The organism is Cobetia sp. BL01 (genome assembly GCF_056493605.1).
On record NZ_JBVBEE010000001.1, the window covers coordinates 789,441 to 811,140 of the forward strand.

16 protein-coding genes are annotated in these 21,700 nt (G+C 64.4%); 6 read left to right on the forward strand and 10 right to left on the reverse strand.

The features are described from left to right. Positions 1-82: 82 nt before the first annotated feature. The 7 genes from ACZYGA_RS03330 to doeA all read right to left on the reverse strand — a co-directional run bounded on the left by ACZYGA_RS03330 (position 83) and on the right by doeA (position 11,885). Positions 83-1,231: a hypothetical protein gene (locus ACZYGA_RS03330; RefSeq protein WP_191237618.1), complete on the reverse strand. Its 1,149-nt coding sequence runs from the start codon at positions 1,229-1,231 to the stop codon at positions 83-85. Between the two features lie 260 nt (positions 1,232-1,491). After that, positions 1,492-6,330 (reverse strand): NAD-glutamate dehydrogenase, encoded by a 4,839-nt coding sequence (locus tag ACZYGA_RS03335; protein WP_271303167.1) that lies wholly within the window; start codon positions 6,328-6,330, stop codon positions 1,492-1,494. 385 nt (positions 6,331-6,715) lie between these two features. After that, positions 6,716-7,846 (reverse strand): tRNA (uridine(54)-C5)-methyltransferase TrmA, encoded by a 1,131-nt coding sequence (gene trmA / locus ACZYGA_RS03340; protein ID WP_077378432.1) that lies wholly within the window; start codon positions 7,844-7,846, stop codon positions 6,716-6,718. 173 nt (positions 7,847-8,019) lie between these two features. Beyond that, the gene (murI, locus tag ACZYGA_RS03345) at positions 8,020-8,949 is read right to left on the reverse strand and encodes a glutamate racemase (RefSeq protein WP_417285805.1); all 930 of its coding nucleotides are present in this window, start codon (positions 8,947-8,949) and stop codon (positions 8,020-8,022) included. Between the two features lie 50 nt (positions 8,950-8,999). Continuing rightward, positions 9,000-9,500, reverse strand: a complete 501-nt coding sequence (locus tag ACZYGA_RS03350; protein ID WP_255303153.1) for an Lrp/AsnC family transcriptional regulator — start codon at positions 9,498-9,500, stop codon at positions 9,000-9,002. Next, complete coding sequence (gene doeB, locus ACZYGA_RS03355; protein WP_417285804.1) at positions 9,497-10,582, reverse strand: N(2)-acetyl-L-2,4-diaminobutanoate deacetylase DoeB; 1,086 nt, start codon at positions 10,580-10,582, stop codon at positions 9,497-9,499. Before doeB ends, ACZYGA_RS03350 begins: the two co-directional genes overlap by 4 nt. A gap of 76 nt (positions 10,583-10,658) precedes the next feature. Next, on the reverse strand, positions 10,659-11,885 hold the full coding sequence (gene doeA / locus ACZYGA_RS03360; protein WP_077378504.1) for an ectoine hydrolase DoeA: 1,227 nt from the start codon (positions 11,883-11,885) through the stop codon (positions 10,659-10,661). A 341-nt stretch (positions 11,886-12,226) separates the two neighbouring features. Between doeA and ACZYGA_RS03365 the strand changes: the two genes are divergently transcribed. Further along, entirely contained in the window at positions 12,227-13,183 is a 957-nt protein-coding gene (locus ACZYGA_RS03365; RefSeq protein ID WP_404625850.1) for a 2-hydroxyacid dehydrogenase, read from the forward strand. Between the two features lie 10 nt (positions 13,184-13,193). Here the strand turns inward: ACZYGA_RS03365 and ACZYGA_RS03370 are convergent, their stop codons facing one another. Next, positions 13,194-13,661, reverse strand: coding sequence for an Lrp/AsnC family transcriptional regulator (locus ACZYGA_RS03370; RefSeq protein ID WP_077378421.1), 468 nt, complete (start codon positions 13,659-13,661; stop codon positions 13,194-13,196). Positions 13,662-13,780: 119 nt separating this feature from the next. Between ACZYGA_RS03370 and ACZYGA_RS03375 the strand changes: the two genes are divergently transcribed. Beyond that, positions 13,781-15,010 (forward strand): PLP-dependent cysteine synthase family protein, encoded by a 1,230-nt coding sequence (locus ACZYGA_RS03375; RefSeq protein WP_404625853.1) that lies wholly within the window; start codon positions 13,781-13,783, stop codon positions 15,008-15,010. A 121-nt stretch (positions 15,011-15,131) separates the two neighbouring features. On the opposite strand, the gene ACZYGA_RS03380 is transcribed toward ACZYGA_RS03375, so the two are convergent. Continuing rightward, complete coding sequence (locus ACZYGA_RS03380) at positions 15,132-15,692, reverse strand: DJ-1/PfpI family protein (protein ID WP_404625855.1); 561 nt, start codon at positions 15,690-15,692, stop codon at positions 15,132-15,134. A 351-nt stretch (positions 15,693-16,043) separates the two neighbouring features. Here ACZYGA_RS03380 and ACZYGA_RS03385 point away from each other — a divergent pair, with 351 nt between their 5' ends. The 3 genes from ACZYGA_RS03385 (at position 16,044) to ACZYGA_RS03395 (ending at position 19,107) form a co-directional block, all read left to right on the forward strand. Continuing rightward, positions 16,044-16,841, forward strand: coding sequence for a hypothetical protein (locus ACZYGA_RS03385; protein WP_279856223.1), 798 nt, complete (start codon positions 16,044-16,046; stop codon positions 16,839-16,841). Between the two features lie 225 nt (positions 16,842-17,066). Then, positions 17,067-17,993 carry a LysO family transporter gene (locus ACZYGA_RS03390; protein WP_404625857.1) on the forward strand — a complete coding sequence of 309 codons (927 nt, stop codon included), beginning with the start codon at positions 17,067-17,069 and terminating at the stop codon, positions 17,991-17,993. Between the two features lie 73 nt (positions 17,994-18,066). Further along, positions 18,067-19,107: a LacI family DNA-binding transcriptional regulator gene (locus tag ACZYGA_RS03395; RefSeq protein ID WP_176493545.1), complete on the forward strand. Its 1,041-nt coding sequence runs from the start codon at positions 18,067-18,069 to the stop codon at positions 19,105-19,107. Here ACZYGA_RS03395 and ACZYGA_RS03400 read toward each other — a convergent pair. Next, on the reverse strand, positions 19,070-19,720 hold the full coding sequence (locus ACZYGA_RS03400; protein ID WP_479398335.1) for a gluconokinase: 651 nt from the start codon (positions 19,718-19,720) through the stop codon (positions 19,070-19,072). The two genes, ACZYGA_RS03395 and ACZYGA_RS03400, sit on opposite strands and share 38 nt — an antisense overlap. Before the next feature lie 373 nt (positions 19,721-20,093). Here ACZYGA_RS03400 and ACZYGA_RS03405 point away from each other — a divergent pair, with 373 nt between their 5' ends. Further along, positions 20,094-21,452, forward strand: a complete 1,359-nt coding sequence (locus tag ACZYGA_RS03405) for a GntT/GntP/DsdX family permease (RefSeq protein WP_141392694.1) — start codon at positions 20,094-20,096, stop codon at positions 21,450-21,452. Positions 21,453-21,700: the final 248 nt, after the last annotated feature.

A 21,700-nucleotide genomic window follows, 5' to 3' on the forward strand; every position in this document is an offset into this window, starting at 1 on the left:
AAGGCGACAAGGAAGCGACACACGAAGGAAGGCGGCCCCGAGGGCCGCCTTCCTTGTCACTGTCAGGGTCTGAGCGCTGGGCTTATTTGACGTCCAGCTGACGCACTCGCACGGTGTAGTTGTTGACCCCTTCCATGGCAGTGCCGAACTTCTGACCGCTGACCCACACGGTGTAGCGCCCCGGTTCCAGCACGGTCTCGAGGTGGAAGTCGCCCTCGAAACCTTCGCCCTTGTCGCTGGCCACGGTATTGCCGTTCTCATCCAGCAGGCGCATCTGCAGCTTGTAGGTACCTTCGCTGCCCGGGAATGTCTCGCTGTCGATGGTCACGGTGCCGCGATCGGAGACATCGAAGGTCATGACCTCGCCCTTCTCGCGAATGCGCACATCGGTGACGATCTCATCGAAACGACGGTCCGGCTCCGCTTCACTCTCGGTGACGGCAGCGCTGCCGGTCGCCGCCGCCGTGGTGGCAGACGCCGTAGTGGCAGACGCAGAAGTGGCAGCTTCGGCCGTGCCAGTCGCCGTGCTGGCGACGGCTTCACCGGCAGTAGCGCTACCTTCCGCGGCAGCGTTGCCGGTCTCGGCGGCCTTCTGCTCGCGCGCCGCCTGCTCAGCCGCGGCCACGGTGGCCGGCTTGATGGTCGCCACTTCATCGTCTGCATCGACGAAGGCAGTGCGACGGCCATCACCATCGGTGTCCAGGAACACCAGACCGTCACCGGTCTCGATGCCGCTTTCCTCGGCGGAGAGCTTCTCACCGCTCTCGCTGAGGCCCGCCACGTTCACTTCATAGGTATTGCCACCCGACTTGCCGGCGCCCAGCTTGTCGGCGCGTACGCGCAGCTTGTAGACCCCGGGCTCCAGCTCGACATTCATGTTCAGGCCATCCGATGCCCTGTCACCCGTGCCCGTGGCGATGATCGCACCCTGCTCGTCTTCCAGGCTGGCATCCAGGGTGTAGGGATCACTCACATCGAAGTTGGCGTTGCCGTCGATCTCATAGCGCCCGGCTTCCTTGATGGTGAACTGATGGACACTGGTACCACCGAACTGGAAGTTCTGGCTGTGGGCATCACTGCGTGGCTTGAGAAACTTGGAGATATCCAGCTTGCCCGCAGCGGCTTCGGCACGCTGCTGTGCAGGGCTGCCATCTGCCAGCACGGCCTGGGATGCGAGACTGGAGAGGCCGAGCGCAATGGCGCAGGCAAGGGGTAACGCACGTTGTGACATGGTGTCTCTGCCTTGTTGTACTGAAGTTCTTGATAACGTAAGCCGACCGCTGCCATCGCGGCAACCATGCGGCTCAGGAAACAGGGGTTGCACTCGCTGCCCTCAGCATACCAGACCCTCGACGACAGTTACCTTACCCCAGCCTTGGCAATCGCGATTTTCTTGATTGCACGAAAAAACCCCCGCCGTTGGCGGGGGTTTCGTTCAGCGATGACGCTTACAGATGTGCGTATCGCGGGTCAGCAGAGTTCCTGCCCGGCTCACGCCTCGCGACGGGACTCGGCCAGATCGACCAGTTCACGCAGTGCGACGGCGAACAGCGGGAAGCTCAACTGGGCACCACTCTTCATCTCGCCCAGCAGTGAGCACCAGCGGCTAACCAGTCCTTCATGGCTTGCCATCCAGTTGTCGACACGCTCATCGATCTCGCGCGGGGCATTGTCCTGCTTGAGCACACTGACGGTCAGGGCCAGCTGCTGGCGATCCAGGTCATCACGGAAGCTCTCGCGCGCCTGGGCCTGCCAGCTGTCCTGCACCTCGAGGCCGTTGATCTTGTCGCCGACCCACGGCAGCTCGAGACGATGGCCGATACCGTAGAAGGCTTCCGCCACACGGTTGATCTTCTCGCCGGTCACCTTGGCGGCCTCGATGATGCCGAGACCGGCATACAGGCTTGAGGTCGCCGCGATGGTGCTGGCCAGCGCTTCCGGAACGCCTGCCTCGACGTAGTGGTCGCGACGAGCCTCCCAGTGCTCGCGGGCTTCGCCCTTGAGGCGCTCGCCGATGCTCTCGGACAGCTGAGCCAGACGCGGCGCGAAGTGCGAGATGCTCTCCTTCACGCCCATGCTGCTGCGCTGACGCAGGAACCAGCGGGTGGCGCGACGCATCAGGCGCATCAGATCGCTCATCATGCGGTACTGCATGTCGGCCGGCACCTGGTGATCCAGCGCCTCGATCTGGGTCCACAGCGCTTCCAGGTTGAAGCTGTCACGCGCCACGATGTAGGCACGCGCAATCTCGGCCTTGCCGGCACCGGTGGTGTCTTCCAGGCGACGCACGAAGGCGATGCCCATGTGATCCACCAGGTCATTGGCGATCTGGGTGGCGGCGATCTCACGCTTCAGACGGTGCTGATACATCTCCTCCGGGAAGCGCTCCATCAGCACGCGCGGGAAGGCACGCTCCAGATGCTGCTGCACGTAGCTGTCATCCGGCACGTCAGAGGCGATCAGGCTGGTCTTGAGATCACTCTTGGCGTAGGACACCAGCACGGACAGTTCCGGCAGGGTCAGGGCTTCACCGGCATTGGAACGCTCGATCAGCGCCTCATCGGAGGGCAGGAACTCGAGCTCGCGATCCAGGGTACCGGCCGCTTCGAGTTCATTGATGAAGCGACGGAAGACGCCCATGCCTTCCTTGGACTGCAGCTCGGAGAGCGACAGTGCCTGGGTCTGGCGATAGTTGTCCTTGATCACCAGCTCGCCGACCTCGTCGGTCATCTCGGCCAGCTGCTGGTTGCGCTGCTTGTCGGTCAGGTCACCGCGGGCGACGATGTCGTCCAGCAGGATCTTGATGTTGACCTCGTGATCCGAGCAGTTCACGCCACCGGCGTTGTCGATGAAATCGGTGTTGACGCGCACGCCACGCTTGGCTGCGGCTTCCATGCGGCCACGCTGGGTCAGCCCCAGGTTGCCGCCCTCTCCGACCACCTTGCAGCGCAGCTCGTTGCCATTGATGCGCAGACCGTCGTTGGCCTTGTCACCGACATCGGCGTGAGTCTCGGTGGAGGCCTTGACGTAGGTGCCGATACCGCCGTTCCAGATCAGATCGACCTGCGCCTTGAGCATCGCGTTGATCAGCTCGTTGGGCGCCAGGCGGTCTTCGCGGATGTCGAAGACTTCCTTCATCTGCGGCGTGATGGTGATGGTCTTGGCATCACGCGAGAACAGACCGCCACCTTCGCTGATCAGACTCTTGTCGTAGTCGTCCCAGCTGGAACGCGGCAGACGGAACAGACGCTCGCGCTCGGCGAAGCTCTTCGCGGTGTCCGGGTTCGGGTCGACGAAGATGTTGCGGTGGTTGAAGGCACCGACCAGACGGATCTTCTCGGACAGCAGCATGCCGTTGCCGAAGACGTCACCGGCCATGTCACCGATACCGACCACGCTGAACTCGTCTTCCTGGATGTTGATGCCCATCTCGCGGAAGTGACGCTGCACACTGACCCAGGCGCCCTTGGCGGTGATGCCCATGCCCTTGTGGTCATAGCCGTTGGCGCCACCGGAGGCGAAGGCATCGCCCAGCCAGAAGCCGTACTCGTTGGAGATGGCATTGGCGATGTCGGAGAAGGTCGCGGTGCCCTTGTCCGCCGCGACCACCATATAGGGGTCGTCTTCGTCATAGCGCACGACGGCGTTCGGCGGTACCACGTCACCACCGGACAGGTTGTCGGTGATGTCGAGCAGTGCTCGGATGAAGATCTGGTAGCAGGCGATACCTTCCTTCTGGATCACGTCACGGTCGTTGCTTTCCGGCATGCGCTTGCAGACGAAGCCGCCCTTGGCACCCACCGGCACGATGACCGCGTTCTTGACCTGCTGCGCCTTGACCAGCCCCAGCACTTCGGTGCGGAAGTCCTCGTGACGGTCGGACCAGCGCAGACCACCGCGCGCGACCTTGCCACCGCGCAGGTGTACGCCCTCGACGCGCGGCGAGTAGACGAAGATCTCGAACATCGGACGCGGCTTGGGCACGTCCGGAATCTGACGGGTATCGAGCTTGAAGCTGATGTAGTCCTTGGCCTGACCATCTTCCGCCGGCTGGAAGAAGTTGGTGCGCAGCGTGGCCATCATCAGATCCACGTAGCGACGCAGCAGACGGTCGTCGTTGAGGCTGGAGACCTGATCGAGCAGACCGTTGATGCGATCGCGGCAGGCGCTGACGTCATCCTCATCGCCCTGCCCCTGCGGGTCGAAGCGCAGGTTGAACAGCTGCACCAGCTCGCGGGTGATATCCGGATGACTGCCCAGGGCATTGGCGATGTAGGCCTGGGAGAGGCCGAAGCGGATCTGCTTCAGGTAACGCGCGTAGGCACGCAGCATCGCCACTTCACGCCAATCAAGGCCGGAGCCGATGATCAGGCGGTTGAAGGCGTCGGATTCGGCTTCACCGGACCAGATCTTCTTGAAGGCTTCGATGAAGCTCTCGCGCACTTCGGACAGCTCGACTGCGCCCTTGCCGTGGTGCTCCAGATCGAAATCGTGGATCCAGCAGGTGGCATCGCTGCGCTCGATCTCGTAAGGACGCTCGCCGATGACGCGCAGCCCCAGGTTCTCGAGAACCGGCAGCACGTCGGACAGCGGAATCGGCTGATGCTTGTGGAACAGCTTCAGGTTGACACCCGAGTTGTCATCCTCGACCAGACGATAGGTGCTCAAGGCCACGACATCGCCTTCATCCAGCGCACGCAGATGGCCCACGTCGTAGACGGCGGTGCGCGGCGAGAAGTCATCACGGTAGCTGCCCGGGAAGGCATCGCGATAACGGCTCATCAGTTCATTGGCCTGCTCTTCACCGAAGCCTTCCACCATCGCGGCATGCAGCTCGTCACGCCAGCTGCGTGCCAGCTGGGCGATCTTGTTCTCCAGCGCGCGCATGTCGTACTGGCCAGGCTCGTCACCCTTGAAGCGCAGGATGAACTGGATGCGTGTCAGCACGGACTCGGACAGATACGGCGTGAAATCACCGAAGGTGGCATCCAGCTCTTCGCAGAGCAGATTCTGGATGCGCACGCGCAGGTCGGTGGAGTAGACATCGCGCGGCACGAACACCAGCACGGAGAAGAACTTGCCGAAGCGGTCTTCACGCACGATCAGTCGCACGCGACGACGCTCACGGATATTGAGGATGCTGGTGGCGGTGCGGGTCAGCTCATCCGTGGAGATCTGGAAGAGGTCATCACGCGGATAGACTTCCAGAATCTGCAGCAGGTGCTTGCCGTTGTGGCCCTTCGGGTTGACCCCGGCGGCCTCCATGACGTCCTGCACCTTGCGACGCAGAATCGGCACGTTGCGCGGACTCTGGTTGTAGACCGTGGAGGTGTAGAGCCCCAGGAAACGACGCTCGCCGATCACGCGGCCTTCGGCATCGAAGCGCTCGACAGTGATGTAGTCCGGATAGGCCGGACGGTGCACGCGGGCGTGGAAGGCGCTCTTGGCGAAGGACAGCAGCTCCGGGATCAACACGTACTGATCGCTGTTGACGCTCTGCTGATGGCGGGACTGCTCGTGATAGCGCTCGAGGTCCAGCTTCAGGACGCCAAGCTCGGAACCCTCGACCTTGCTCAGCACGCGAGTGCCGTCGTCCTGCTCTTCGACGGTGTATTCGTCATAGCCGAGGAAGGTGAAGTGATCGTTGCCCATCCACTCCATGAACTCGCAGGCTTCCTGGTGATCCGCCTCGGACACGGTGGCAGGACGGTTGTCACGCAGCTCTCTGAGCGCCTGAGCCCCCTGGGAGCGCATGGCCTCGAAATCCGCCACGGCGACCCGCACTTCAGCCAGCACTTCACTCAGGCTGTTTTCCAGATCTTCGAGCATCTCGCCATCGTTGTGACGATCGATCTCGATGTAGATCAGTGACTCGCGCGTCTCGGGAGCGTTCTCGGCGCGCGGCGCGGTCACGCGCTCCAGCTGACCGGAGGCATCGCGCGCCACGGCCAGCACGGCATTGTGGATGGCATGCACGGTGATGCCGCGACGATTGAGCTCGATGCGCACCGAGTCCACCAGGAAGGGCATGTCCGGGTGCAGCACTTCGATGATGGTATGGGTGGACTGCCAACCATGCTTCTCGAAGTCAGGGTTGTAGGCGCGCACCTTGGGGGCAGCGTGACTCTGCAGGAAGTGCCATACGGCCAGAGTGGAGCCGTAGAGGTCATCCAGCTTGCGCTCGGCCATGTCCTCGAAGGAAGCCGTCGCATGATAATCGCGCGCAAAGGCCGCGATTTCCTGCACCTTGTCCTTGGGAAGTCGCTTGTCCAGCTGCTCTTGGAGCTGCGCAAGGAATTCCTGCTTGCCGTCCGTCGCCACGTGTAGCATCAATCACCTCGACTGACCTGATGGAAGTATCAGGAAGAATAGTCATAGAGAGCCCACGCTCGCACCCGTGACAGGATGCCAAGGCGCAGGCTCATGCAGTGCATCACAGACTAGCGCAGTCTGTGCCTCGGCCCCATGCCTGTTCCATATTGGTCATGCTGCATGACATCTGTGCATCGGGTATTGACTTGCGCCTCGCGTCATGAAACGAAAGTCTAACAAGGCGTTCATCGAGACAGACACGACGAGGCCCCGCCGCCACTATCACTCCCGATGGCTCATGGAGCCGGATCTGGAATCTAGTTGGCAACGGGGCCTCGGCTTTTCAAGCGTCGAGGCGGAAAACGCTCCGCCGTCTCTCACTTGCTGACACGCCTGCTTTCACTCACTTCCTGACGAGATAGACCCCACACTCCAGGTGGTCGGTATAGGGGAACTGGTCGAACAGCGCGAAACGCTCGATGCGATGCGTACGGCACAGCACCTCGAGATTCTCGCTCAGCGTCTGCGGGTTGCAGGAGATATAGACGATGCGCTCGTAGCGCGCGGTCTGTTCGCAGCTGTCGGCATCGAGACCGGCGCGCGGCGGGTCCACCAGCACGGTGCGGAAGTCATGATTCTCGAGGTCCATCTCCGCCACGCGCCGCCCCTCCTTCTCGCCGGCCAGTGCCAGCGAGAAGTCCTCGGCGGACATGCGCGCCACCTGGGCATTGTCGATGCCATTGGCCGCCAGATTGACCTGCGCCGAGGCCACCGACGTCCGCGAGATCTCGGTGGCCAGCACGCGACGGAAGTTCTCGGCCAGCGCGATGGTGAAATTGCCGTTGCCACAATAGAGCTCGACCAGATCGCCCTGCTCCCGGCCTTCCGCTCGCGCCTTGTCCGGATGGGTCACGTCGCGCGCCCAGCTGAGCATGGAGCGGCAGATCTCGGCGTTGGGCTGGGTGAAGCTGTTCTCGACCTGCTGATAGACATATTCACGTCCATCGACCTCGAGACGCTCGAAGACGTGATCGCGCGTCAGCACGAGGTGCTGCTTGCGTGAACGCCCGATGATCATGATGTCGAGTTCCTGCTCCAGCGCGCGCGCCTCGGCTTCCCAGTCTTCTTCCAGCTTGCGGTGATAGATCAGCGTGACCAGTGCCTCGCCACTCAGGGTGGTGAGGAATTCACACTGGAACAGACGCTCACGCAGCACCGGACTGGCCTTGAGCCGCTCACGCAGCAGCGGCATCAGCGTATTGATGCGCTGGCTGGCCACCGGGAAGTCGTCCATGCGCACGACCGTCTTCTTCTTGTTGCCCTCGTCGTCGAATTCCACCTCGAACATCGCATAGTAGAGGTCGTCATCCTCATGCCAGATACGAAATTCGCAGCGCATGCGGTAATGACTGGGCGGCGAGGGAAACACCTCGAGCTCCGGCGCATCGAAGGCGGCGAAACGGGCGCGGGTCTGCTCGGCCTTCTCGGCAAGCTGCTGTTCATACTGACTGGGATCGACGACGGCGATGGCCACACTGACTCCTGCCTGCGGGCATACCGCAGCACTGAAACGATGAGCAAAGGGACGCGGATGGGGTCATGGAGAGCCATGCCGATCACGTCCATTCAAAGGTTGGGCGCGCTAGCCTACCACCGGCAGCGCGAAGCTCAAGCACGGGTTGGTGACTCATGCAGCGACAGGGGCCGTCAGGGGCCGAGCGCGAGTCCTCGAGGGGCGGCAAACCCCTGGCTTTCAAGTGCAGTGGCAAGGCCGGGCTGACGGGCGTCCGTCGCCAGGGCGATGCCTGCGCCAGACACCTCGTCTTGCGCCAGCGTGGCCTGCGCCGGGCGGGCCGGCAACTCCAGCACCTGGGCCACGCGCCGTGCGATCGCCGCGCCGGAATCCACCAGCGCCAGCGGTGGTTCACCCGGCGCATTCCTGCCCAGGGCGCTGGCGATATCCGCGCTGAGCAGCGGGAAGTGGGTACAGCCGAGAATCACCACCTCCAACCCCGGCACCGCCGCGAGATCTGCCAGACTCGCCGCGACCACCTCGGGGCGAGCAGCCTCGCCACGCAGACGGCGCTCGGCCTCGGCGACCAGCGGGTCCGCCGCGACGCGAATCACCTGGCAATCCGCCGCGAAATCATGGATCAACTGCTCGGTATAGGCACGCCTCACCGTGGCGGAGGTGGCCAGCAAGCCGAACACTGGCGGCTCGCCCTGTGCGCGGCGCACCGCGCTCTGACGGCTGCGCGCCAGCAGCGCGGCAGGCTTGATCGCCGGCACGGTACCGATCACCGGAATCGACAACGTCTCGCGCAATGCCTGCAGCGCCAGCGTGCTGGCGGTATTGCACGCCACCACCAGAGCACGCGCTCCACTTGCCTCGACCGCCGCCGCACACACCTGCGCGATGCGCGTCACCAGCCAGTCATCGGCCTTGGTGCCGTAGGGGAGCGCGGCGTTGTCACACACATAGGCCAGCGGCAACGTCGGCCATTGGCGGCGAATCTCCGCCGCCACCGAGAGTCCTCCGACCCCCGAATCGAAGATCAGCACCGGCGCGTCAGGCGCGTCAGATAGGACATGGGACTGGCTGACAACGGAGCCTGAAGGGGCGGTGGAAGGCGCCATGGTGATGATATCTCGCGCTGCGAAAGAGGAAGGTCGGCTGCAATGGCGCGCTATTTTACCTGCTTGGTGACGATGTAGGTGAAGTAACGATCGATCCCCAGCTCGGAAACCAGCCAGCGGTCGATCAATCGCTGGTAGGCATCGATGCTCGCCGTCTCGAGACGCAGCAGATAATCCACGCCGCCGCCGACCGCCACGCACTCGATCACCTCGTCCGCCTCGCGCATGGCGCGCTCGAAGCGTTGGAAGCTCTCGGCATCGTGATGCTTGAGGTGTATCTCCACCCATACCGGCGTGCGCGGGGCTGCCACCACGCCACCGCCGCGCTGCGCCTCGAGCAGTGCCTGATTGATGCGCGCCGAATAGCCCTCGATGATGCCGGCCTGCTCAAGGCGCTTGACCCGCTCCCAGCACGGGCTGACCGACAGATTGATCTCCTCGGCCAGCCGCGACTTGGTGATGCGACCATCGCGCTCGAGGATCGCCAGAATCTTCAGATCGAAGGCATCAAGCCTGGGCGCGGGCATCGCGCGCGCAGCGCCTGAACTCATGAGGCATCTCGCACCAAGTCGTCCACCACCTCGGCGATCACCGCCAGCGTATCGCCGAGACTGACCTGCGCCGGGAAACGCCGGGCCACCAGCACGCCGTCGCGCTCGGCACGATATGCCACCGCCGGCTGACCGGCCCGCCCCAGCGGGTAGACCCGAGCCACGCACTGCCCCGCGCTGACCTGCTCACCCAGCGCCACGCACAGTTCCAGCAGGCCTTCATGCTCACTCTGCACGTAGCAGCTGGCGTCCGGCATGTCGATCAGCAGCGGCCTGGCCGCCTGGTCGGCATGGCGTCGCTCGACATCGCCCTCCAGGTCGGCACGACTGCGTTCGCGCAGCACGCCACTGAAGGCGAGGAAGTTGTCGACGCCACGGTCGGCGATCGCCTGGCGCTCAGGCGTGGTGGAACCGCCGCCCCCCAGCTCCGTGGTGACGAAGACCTTGCCCTGGCGTTCCACGGCAGTGTCGTAGAGCGCCTCGGCATCCAGCTCGAACATCATCATCGCCGAAGGCGCACCGAAGGCCAGCGCGCCGGCCAGACTCTCGGCTTCCTGATGACGGCACTGCTCCACGCCCAGCGACGCCTCGAGATAGTCCAGACGGTGCGCGGCCGCGAACGGCAGGATATCCAGGGTGCGGCCACCGGAATGCAGGTCCAGCGCGTAGTCACACTGCGGTACCAGCACCCGGGTGAAATAGTCGGCGATCTGCTCGGTAGGTCCCCCCTCGGGATCGCCGGGGAAGCTGCGATTGAGATTGCCGCCATCAAGTGGCGAGCAGCGCCGGCCGGCCTTGGCCGCCAGCGCATTCATGGTCGGCACGATGATGACACGCCCCTGCACGTCCTCGGGCGTGAGGCGGGCCGCCAGCTTGTAGAGCGCGGTGATGCCCTCGTACTCGTCACCGTGATTGCCGCCGGTGAGCAGCACCGTGGGGCCTTCACCGTTGGCGATCACGCTGATCGGGGTCATCACGGCACCCCAGGCAGACTCATCGGTGGAAATCGGCAGCTTGAAGAAACCGTGCTGAAGGCCATCGGCGTTCAGGTCAATGGTCAGGCTGACGGGAGATTCACGCATGACAGGCCTCCTTGGCCGGACGAACTCACAACAACAAAGGCGTATGGCATCGCATCACTGACGAACGGCCAGCCCGTCACTTGACGAACAGCTGGCGGGGCACGTCACACAATGGCTCGGCACCATTCTCGGTGATCAGGATCGACTCGGTGATCTCGAGCCCCCAGTCATCCATCCACATGCCGGGCATGAAGTGGAAGGTCATGCCCGGTTCCAGCACCGTCTCGTCACTGGGGCGCAGACTCATGGTGCGCTCGCCCCAATCCGGCGGATAGCTGATGCCGATGGGATAGCCGCAACGTGCGCCCCCCCGGTCGAAGCCGTACTTGTCCATCGCCGCGCCCAGCGCCAGCGCGATGTCGCAGCAGCGATTGCCCGGTCTGGCGATGGCCAGGCCGCTTTCGATGCCTTCCAGCAGGGCGGACTCGCCGCGCACGAAATCGCGCGGCGGCCGACCGAGAAACACGGTGCGCGAGAGCGGCGCGTGATAGCGCTTGTAGCAGCCGGCGATCTCGAAGAAGGTGCCCTCGCCCTCGCGAAACGGCGTGTCATCCCAGGTCAGGTGAGGGGCAGCGGCATCACTGCCGGTCGGCAGCAATGGCACGATGGCCGGATAGTCGCCGCCGAGAATCTCGCCATTCGGCCCGACCACACCCTCGACCCCGACACGATAGATCTCGGCGACCAGTGCGCTCTTGGGCAGGCCCGGCTCGATCATCTCGAGGATGCGCGAGTGCATGCGCTCGACGATGCGCCCCGCCACGCGCATGTAGGCGATCTCCTGCTCGGACTTGATCGCCCGACACCAGTTGACCAGCGAGTTGGCGTCCACCAGTCGCGCGTGGGGCAACTCCTTGACCAGCGCCAGATGGGCACGCGCCGAGTAGTAGTAGTTGTCGAGCTCGACCCCCACCACGCCGTCGTGCCAGCCGCGCTGCGGCAGGATCGACTGGGCGAGAAACTCCATCGGATGCATGTCCGGATTCTGCACGTAGTAATCCGGATACCACAGGATGTTGTCCTCGCCCATCCAGCAGGTACGCAGCGCGCCGTTGCCGTCCTGACGGCGTCCGTACCAGACTGGCTCACCGCTCAGACCCAGCAGTACACATTGGTGCACATAGAAGGACCAGCCGTCATAACCGGTCAACCAGGCCATGTTGGAGGGGTCGGAAATCACCATCACATCGATGCCGGCACGCGCCATCGCTTCCCGGACACGCTGGATACGGGCGTGATATTCCCCGATGGTGAAGGCCTGGCGTCCGGCCGACAGTGGCCGCGGTACCCAGTTGTCGGGCATCGCCTGCGCTTCGCCATTCGGCAAGTTGTTGAGCCCCGCGAATGGAGGCTGGGCAATAGGCGGATGCGACGGGAATTGGCTCATGCAGCGCTCCTGTTCAATCAGGCCTTGAGGCAAGCAGCACGTCGGGGCGGAGCCTTACGCGCGCCTCTGGTGCCCAGAGCCGTCAACGTATATGCGAACATCCGAATTCCCCTCTTGATTCGAGTCTGTCACTCTGCCGACAGCGGGTCAAAGGCGACTCTGGCACTGTCACCCTTCCCTTCGGCCCTTGCAAGGGCCGCGCCATCATCACGACATCACCGGGAAATACTCCAGGACCTTTCAGGAGACTCTTTCAGATGAGCCACATGCGAATTCTGGTACATCACGAGCGGGCAGAACGCTGGTGCGAGGCACTGCGTGAGCGTCTGGACAGCAGCGACATCGAGATCCTCGCCGATGACGGCGAGACCCTGGGCGACATCCTGGTGGTGTGGGCCCCCCCGGCGGCACTGTTCGAGCGGCATCGCGATCACGACGTGAAGGCGATTCTCAATCTGGGTGCCGGCGTGGACAGCCTGCTGGCCAATCCCGCCCTGCCTCGAGAGGTGCCGGTGCTCAAGCTGCGCGATGCCGGCATGGCCAGCCACATGCTCGATTACGTGCGCTACGGCCTGCTGCACTTCCGACGTGACTTCGATCGCTACGCTGTCCAGCAGTCAGAGCGTCACTGGGCGCCACATCGCGTGGTGCGCGCCAGGCATTATCCGGTCGCGGTACTCGGCCTGGGTGCCATCGGCCGGCAGATCGCCGAGGCGCTGGCGGCAGACGGCTACCCCGTGCATGGCTTCAGCCGCAGCGCCCACACCCTGGAGGGCGTGACCTGCCACCATGAACAGGGGGAAGGCGGTCGCTCGCTCAAGGCAGTGCTGGGAGATGAAACGCTTGGCCTCAAGGCGGTGATCAACCTGCTGCCCAACACCACCACCACTCGCGACGTGCTGAATGCAGAGGCCTTCGCGACCCTGCCCGATGACGCCGTGCTGATCAATCCCGGCCGCGGCAGCAGTGTGGTCGAGGAGGATCTGCTCGCGGCGCTGGAGAAGGATCAGTTGCGCGGCGCGCTGCTGGATGTCTTCCAGCATGAGCCGCTCGCCGGCGACAGCCCGCTGTGGCAGCACCCGAAGGTGATCATCACCCCGCACGCCGCCGCCCCGACCCCGGTCTCCGAGGCCGCCGACCAGCTGGCGGAGAACATCCGCCGCGTGCAGCGCGGTGAATCCCTGACGGGCATCAGCCTGGAACACGGCTACTGAGACGTGCGTTTCACACCGGAAGCGCAGTGGTCGACTTGAGGCACTCCATCGCGAAGCGTGCCGAGACATCGGTGAGGTCATCGAGGGTATTGACCAGCTGCTTGTAGACGCGGTCGTAGGCATTCATGTCCGCGACCTGAACCTTGAGCAGGTAGTCGTAGTCGCCCGCCATGCGATAGAACTCGGTGACCTCCTCGATCTCCTCGATCACCGCCACGAACCGTTCGAACCAGGCCCGCGAATGATCGCGGGTCTTGAGTTGCACGAAGGCGGTCAGCCCCAGCCCGACCCGCTCGGCATCCAGCAGCGCCACCCGCGCCGTGATCACGCCGCATTCCTCCAGCCGCTTGAGGCGCTTCCAGCAGGGTGAGGTGGTCAGATGCACCGACTCCGCCAGTGCCGCCAATGACAGGCTGGCATCACGCTGCAACAGCCGCAGCAGCGCGCGGTCCGTGGCATCGAGCACAATTTTCTCCATACTCCCTCCTCACGACAAAATCTTGCTACAGAACATGGCCTACGCCATGACAACTGGCAAGTTTTGCCTGACAGCCGATCGTACCATGAAGGCTCCTCCCCGCGACAGGAACCGCTGCCATGCCGACCACTGCCTTTCCCCCTCGCTCGCCGTGTGCGCCCTCTTCACTCGCCACTCCCTCGGAGGGCTTGCTGCACAGGGCGCCTCTGGAAGCATGGCGACAGGAGTGCCTGGCACAGCTGGCCGCCTTGAAGGCAGCCACGCCCGTCACTCCGCTCAGGGAGCTTGCGCTTTGCGGGCTTGGCGAGGCGCGCGTGCTGATCAAGGACGAGCGCGCCCACGCCAGTGGTTCACTCAAGCATCGACTGGCCATGGCGTTGTTCGAGCAGGCCTTGAAGCAAGGCTGGCTCAGTCCCGGACGCCCGGTCATCGACGCCTCGTCAGGCTCCACGGCGGTCTCTGAAGCGTGGCTGGCACGCCGCCTGGGACTGGAATTCATCGCCGTGGTACCCAAGGGCACCGCATGTGACAAGCTGAAGGCGATTCGTGACGAGGGCGGGCGTGTCGTGGAGATCGAGAATGCCGTCCACCTCTGCCAGTCCGCCCAGGCGCTGGCCGAGGACAGCGGCGGCCACTTCCTCAACCAGTTCCAGCATGCCGCCACGGCCAGCGACTGGCAGAGCGAGACAAGCCTGCCGGGCGAGTGCCTGGCACAGATCGCCGAACGCGAGCTGCCGGAGCTTGAAGCGGTCTTTCTCGGCGCTGGCACCGGCGGCAGCGCCGCCACCTTCGCGCGCCATCTGCGTCACAAGGGTCTTCTTCGCCACTCGGGGCCTCTACACCACACGGGGCCTTTTCACCACTCGGGGCCTCTACACCACAGGGGCCATGGCGCTCGCGTGATCGGCGTGGACCCCGAACACTCCGTCTATCATGCCTGCTGGCAGCACCATCACACCCATGGCACCCGCATGACCTCACTGCCCGCGCCTCAGGCACCCAACCCCATCGAGGGCATTGGCCGCCCCTGTGTACTGGAGGCGTTCGACCCCGTGCACTTCGATGATTATCGACGCATCGCGGATGCCCGCAGCCAGGCGGCGACACTATGGCTGGCAGAGCATGCCGGGCTTGCCGTCGGGCCCTCCACCGGCACCGCCTTCGCGGGCCTGCTGGAAACTCTCGAGCTCAAGCACGCCCGCGGCGAGGCGCTGACGGGTAGCTGGCTGCTGCTGGCCTGTGATCATGCCAGCCGCTACGCCAGCACCCTGGGCGACCCCGTCTGGCGGGCGGAACACCAGTCACGCCTCGCCCCGCATCGCGCCTGGATCGAAAGACTCACCGCCTGAAACGACGACACCCCGCCAAGGCGGGGTGTCGTCGTCGAGCATCACGAGGCGCGATGGCAGCTCGTGCCACGGCTCATGTCAGTCGCAATGCATGTCAGCCGCAATGGAGGTCAGTCACGCCTCATGCCAGCAGGGCATTGAACTGACGCAGCCACTCCGGGTGGGCCGGCCAGGCCGGCGCGGTCACCAGCTTGCCGGAGGTCACGGCATCGGTGACTTCCAGTGACACGAATTCGCCACCTGCCAGCTTGACCTCCGGCGCGCAGGCCGGATAGGCGCTGACGCGATGGTCTTCCAGCGACATGGCAGCCGCCAGCAGCTGCGGGCCATGGCAGACGGCGGCGATGGGCTTGTCGGCCTCGACGAAGTGACGCACCAGGTTCAGCACGCGCTCGTCCAGACGCAGGTACTCGGGGGCGCGGCCACCGGGAATCAGCAGCGCATCGTAGTCTTCCGCCTTGAGGTCGGCGAAGCTCGCGTTGAGCGCGAAGTTGTGACCCGGCTTCTCGGTATAGGTCTGATCGCCTTCGAAGTCGTGGATCGCCGTCTTGACGATATCGCCTTCACGCTTGTCCGGGCATACCACATCGACCCGATGACCCATCGCCTGCAGCGCCTGGAACGGCACCATCAGCTCATAGTCTTCCACAAAATCTCCGGCAATGATGACAATGCTGGCCATGATGATCTCCTGATTGAACAAACGGGGTTGGCATCACTGCATCGCGCTCGCCTGACATCACCTCTGCCTGACATGTCGGGAAGCCTGCAGCTCACGCACAAGGCGTTCCCAGAGTACCTGTCCGGCGCGCATGAGCAAGCGCTGAAATAGCGTCCTGTGCCTGATGCGCCTGTCATCGGGGCCATCGCCAGCAGGTCCTCATGCGTCATCCACGACTGGCAGGAGAGGTGCGCCAGCGCGAGGGAACCTTGCATGCGGCCACGCTGCCCAATCATCATGCTCTCGCCCCGAACGACACCACTCCCCAAGGGCGGCCCCATTTGCGGACAGAAAGCTTCGACAGGAGTCACCATGCTTGCCCTTGTACCACGACGAATCCACTGGACACGCCTGCGACGGATACCCTCGCCTTGCCGCCTGAACGGCTGGCTTGGCGCGATGCTGCTGGGATCAGCCCTGTTGAGCACGGCGCAACAGGCGAGCGCTGACGTGAGCAGCGCGGAGTCTCCCGTGCCCTTCACCGCTCAATACACCCTGGTGCTGGACGGCTGGCCGGATGTGCCCATCACGCAGCGCATCAGCCAGAGCGGGGAGCTTTACATCGCCAGCATGGAGGCCTCCATCAAGGTGGCCAGCGGCTACGAGCAGGGACGCTTCCTCCTCAAGGAGGGCCAGCTGCAGCCGGCCGGGTATCGTTCCGGTTATCGTCTGGCGGGTATCGGCAAGGACTACAGCCGCGAGGCACCCGAGCCTGACGAGACGCTCCTCCCCGACCGCCAGACCCTGCTGGTACTGCTGAGTCAGCAGGCCGATGCCCAGTGGGCCGCGGGAAGTTGCCTGACGGGAGCCCCCTGTGCGCTGGAATATCTGGATCACAAGGGGCGCACCCGGACACTGATGTATGAGATCCAGGCACAGGAATCCCGCGTGGCCGCCGGTCAGACCTTCCGCACCCTGCGGCTGGACACCTGGCGCAAGCATCGTGATCAGAAGCACTACCGCCTGTGGCTGGCCCCCCGCTGGCCGGGCCTGATGGTGGCTCTCGACTACCTCGACTACGAGGACAGCCCCGCAGGTGAAGTCCCGGAGCGCTCCGCACATCTGACCCTCGACCGGCTCAGCAGCTCGCGGCGCCAGGCCAGTCCGTGACCCGTCGTGAGGCTCGGTGTCCGGTGCTCTGAGTCCAGAACTCAGTGTCCAGGCCGCGGCATAAGCCGCGCTGATCCCCCATCAGCAGTTATCGCGCAGGATCCACTCCCGGGGATACCCTCTGTCCCCGGCAATCGTTACAGTAACCCTTCCCAGTGATACTCACTGACAATCAATCGCTTACGTCGCTCTGGTCCTGTCGACGGCCAATGACAAGGAAGGGTCATGCTCTCGGGTCTCATCTTCATCCTGCTGCCGCTGATTCTCGGCTATCTGGTGCGTATCGAGCAGCCCGCACGTCTGGCGGTCATCAATCAGCTGGTGAATGCCTCGATCTACGTCATCCTGTTCCTGATGGGCATGGGGCTTGCCGGGCTGGAGCAACTCGGCGCCGGCATGGCCGCCATGAGCGGGCAGGCGGTGATTCTGTTCGCCATCATCACGCCATTGAATCTGCTGGCACTGTGGGCGCTGTCACGCCGCAGTGCACTGCGTGCGGATGCCTCACGCGTGGTGGAGGGAGCGCCGATGACCCGCTGGGAAGCGCTGTCCGGCTCCCTGACACTTGCGGCGGCGGTCGCGCTGGGCGTCGCGGCGGGCGTCGTGCTGGGACTGATGGAGATCTCGCTCGACACCGACACCCTGGCCGAGTGGGCACTCTATGCCCTGCTGGCGCTGATCGGCTGCCAGCTGAGAAGCTCCGGCATGAGCCTGCGCCAGATCCTGCTCAACCGCCATGGCCTGTTCATCGCGCTGACGGTGATGGCGAGCTCGCTGCTGGGCGGACTGCTGGCGGCACCGCTTCTGGCACTCGACTGGAATCAGGGCATGGCGATGTCGGCCGGTTTCGGCTGGTATTCGCTGTCAGGCATTCTGATCGGTGATCAGCTCGGGCCGATTCTGGGTGGCGCAGCCTTCTTCAATGACCTGAGCCGTGAACTGCTCGCCTTCCTGTTGATCCCGCTGACCATCCAACGCTTCACGCCGCTGGCCATCGGCTTCGGCGGCGCGACCTCGATGGACTTCACTCTGCCGGTCATCCAGCAGACCGGCGGCGTTGCCTGCGTGCCCGTGGCCGTCGTATCCGGCTTTCTGCTCTCGCTGGCCTCGCCGCCGATGATCCTGTTCCTGCTCTCGCTCAGCCACGTCTGACGTCGTGGTCCTTGCCGATGACACCCCGGAACGGTGACACTCGGCCTCTCTCTTTCCAGCGCCTGACATTGCCATGCCGCCTCTGCATCACACTCCACCGCGCCCCAGACGCGTGACGCTCGCCGACATCGCCGCTCGCCTGGGCGTGACCAAGGTCACGGTCTCGCGCGCGCTCAACCAGCCCGAAAAGGTCTCCGCCGCCATGCGCGAGCGGGTACGGGAGTGCGCCCGCGAACTGGGTTACATGCCCAACCGTCAGGCCGGCAGCCTCGCCAGTGGTCGCTCCCGGCTGATCGCGCTGCTGATCCCGTCACTGTCCAATGCCGTGTTCTCGGAACTGCACCGGGGGCTTGAGGCACCGCTGGCCGCCGCCGGCTATCAGCTGCTGATCGGCCATACCGGCTATTCGATGGAAGAAGAGGAGCGCCTGATCGAGACCTGGCTCTCGTTCGGCGTGGACGGTCTGGTGCTGTGCGGCAGCCGCCACAGCGAACGCGTCACCGAGATGATCGCGCGCTCCGGCTGTGCCGTGGTGGAGTGCATGGAAAAGCGTGAGGCGCCACTGGACATGGCGGTGGGGCTGGATCAGCACGCCGCCGGCCGCGCCATGGCGGAGGCGATGATCGAGAGTGGCCGCCGGCACATCGGCTTTCTGGCCGCGCGCATGGACCGCCGCGTCGAGCAGCGTCTGGCGGGCTGGCGCGCCGCCGTCGAGGCCGCCGGCCTGTCTCAGGAGTACCTGATGACCACTCCGGCACCCTCAAGCGTCAAGCTGGGCGGCGAATTGCTGGACGAGATGCTGACTCGGTGGCCGAATCTCGACGCCGTCTTCTGCTGCAACGACGACCTGGCCGCCGGTGCACTGTTCGAGTGTCAGCGTCGCGGCCTGGAAGTGCCGGCACGGCTGGCGCTGGCCGGCTTCAATGGTCTGGAGATGACCCGTGGCACCTGGCCTGCGCTTGCCAGCGTGGTCACGCCGCGCCGAGAGATCGGCGAACGCACCGCCGCCCTGCTGCTGGCACGCCTGAGCGGCGACCACGCCTCCACGCCGCGTGGCCTGTGGGAAGACCTGGGCTTCAGCCTGCAGAGAGGCGGGAGTCTGCCCCGGGCGTGAGCGCTTTCGAGGATGCGTGCTGCGCCGTCAGCTGCTGACACACCTGTTCGACCAACGCCTGCGGTGTGGCACTGATGTCGAGGGTATAGACGCGCTCCGTCTCACGCTCAGGCACCTCCAGGGTCGCCAGCTGGTCATCGAGCATGGCGGCGCCCTTGAAGAAGTGATCGGTGCGCGCCTCCAGACGCTCCAGCAACAGCTCGCGCGTGCCTTCCAGGAACACGAAGCCCAGCGCCGCATCCCCGCCACGCAGCTGATCGCGATAGCGTCGCTTCAGCGAGGAGCAGGCCAGCACCAGACTGCGTCCCTCGCGACGCGCCTCATCGATCAGCTCGGCCAGACGGGTCAGCCAGCCATGGCGGTCTTCATCATTGAGCGGGATGCCGCGCGCCATCTTGGCCACGTTGGCCTCGCCATGATAGTCATCACCGTCGATGAACTGCGCCCCCAGACATGCCGCCAACGCCTGGCCGACATGCGACTTCCCGCACCCGGACACGCCCATCACCACCAGTCGCACCCCACCCTCGGGCAAGGTGACGCTCTCATCGTCCAGCGCGACGCTGCCCTGAGCGGACGCCGTGGATGACACCCCTTCTGCCTGCTGCTGCATGACACCCCTTCCCCTTGAAGAATATCCGTGTTGTCTGTCGTCCCACCTTGCCACCCGGGCCGGCCACGGCGAACCCTGTGTGGCGAGCCCATGAGCGGCGGCGCTGCGCAGGATACCCCGCGCAGCATCATCCATGTCGTGGCGACCCGGCGACATGCACCTTTCGGATCATTGCACAGACGCTTATGTTACCGGTAACTTTCATCCTGCACGAAGCAACAGGTCTTGCACAACAGGTCTTGCACAACAGGTCTGCACAACAGGTCTGGCAAAACCGGTCCTGCACCACAGGCCTCACACGACACGCCTCACACCATACGCCCAAGGCCGTGGCAGATCGCACCGCCACCGCCAGCCGCAAGAGTTCGCCATCATGTCCCCAGATAGCACCCTCGTCCTTGCCGCCCTCGGCGGTATCCTGCTGCTGCTGTACCTCGTCATGCGTCTGCGCCTGCACGCCTTCGTCGCCCTGCTGGTGGTGAGTCTGGGGGTCGGGCTGGCCACCGGCATGCAGCCCGACGCCATCATCGATTCCGTCACCAATGGCATGGGCAACACCCTGGGCTTCGTGGCCACCGTGGTCGGGCTCGGCGCGATGTTCGGCAAGATGCTGGAAGTGTCCGGCGGCGTCGACCGCATGGCCAATACCCTGCTGGGGCGCTTCGGGACCTCACGTTCCCAGTGGGCGCTGGCGCTGACCGGCTTCCTGGTCGCGATTCCGGTATTCCTGGATGTGGCCTTCATCATCCTGGTGCCGCTGGTCTATGCACTGGCACGCCGCAGCGGCCGCTCGCTGCTCTATTACGGCATTCCGCTGCTGGCCGGCCTGGCCGTCACCCACTCCTTCATTCCGCCGACGCCGGGGCCGATCGCGGTCGCCAAGCTGATCGGTGCCGACCTCGGCTACGTGATCCTGTTCGGGGCGCTGTGCGGTCTGCCGGCGATGATCGTCGCGGGGCCGATCTTCGGTCGCTTCATCGCCAAGCGTATCGATGCCAGGATCCCGGAGTACATGGAAAATGCCGGCAGCGTGATGAGCGATGAAGAGGTCAATCAGCGCGCCCCGGGCTTCGGGTTGATCCTGTCCATCGTGCTGCTGCCGCTGGCGCTGATCGTGCTCAACACCGTCTCCGGCTTCCTGTTCGGCGATGACAGTCCGCTGGTCGGCTGGCTGGGCTTTCTCGGCCATCCCTTCGTGGCGCTGAGTCTGGCCACGCTGATGGCCTTCACCCTGCTGGGCACGCGTCGCGGCATGACGCGTGAACAGGTGATGGAAGTCGCCACCAAGGCACTGGAGCCGGCCGGCATCATCATTCTGGTCACCGGGGCTGGCGGTGTCTTCAAGCAGATGCTGATCGACTCCGGAGTCGGTGACGTGCTCGGCACCCTGATGGCCGACAGCAATCTGCCACCGATCCTGCTCGCCTTCCTGATCGCCACCGCGGTGCGTGTCATCCAGGGCTCGGCTACCGTGGCGATGATCACCGCCGCCGGCCTGATGGCGCCGGTGATCGATACGCTGGCGCTGTCCGGCCCGGTGCTGGGACTGGTGGTGATCGCCATCGCCAGTGGCGCCACCGTGCTCAGTCACGTCAATGACTCCGGCTTCTGGCTGGTCAGCCGCTACTTCGGCCTGACCGAGAAGGACACCCTGAAAAGCTGGACGGTGATGGAGACGTTGATCGGCGTGATCGGCGTCAGCATGGCGCTGCTGATCGGGCTGTTCCTCTAGACACCCGCGACCCGGAGCGCTGACGAAAAGCTGCCACGTCATGTGGCAGCTTTTTTTGTGCCTGGCAAATGCCAGAATTCCCTATCGCGCCGTCTTGCACGCTATTTCCCACTTTTGCATTGCGCCTGCATGACATCATGCGATCATCCACCCTTTCGTCCGCCATTCTGGCCCATGATCCTACGTCTCTGCTCAGCGCTCTCGCGACTGGTCAGAGGGCGTTGCACATCAGGGCCTGACATCTTTCG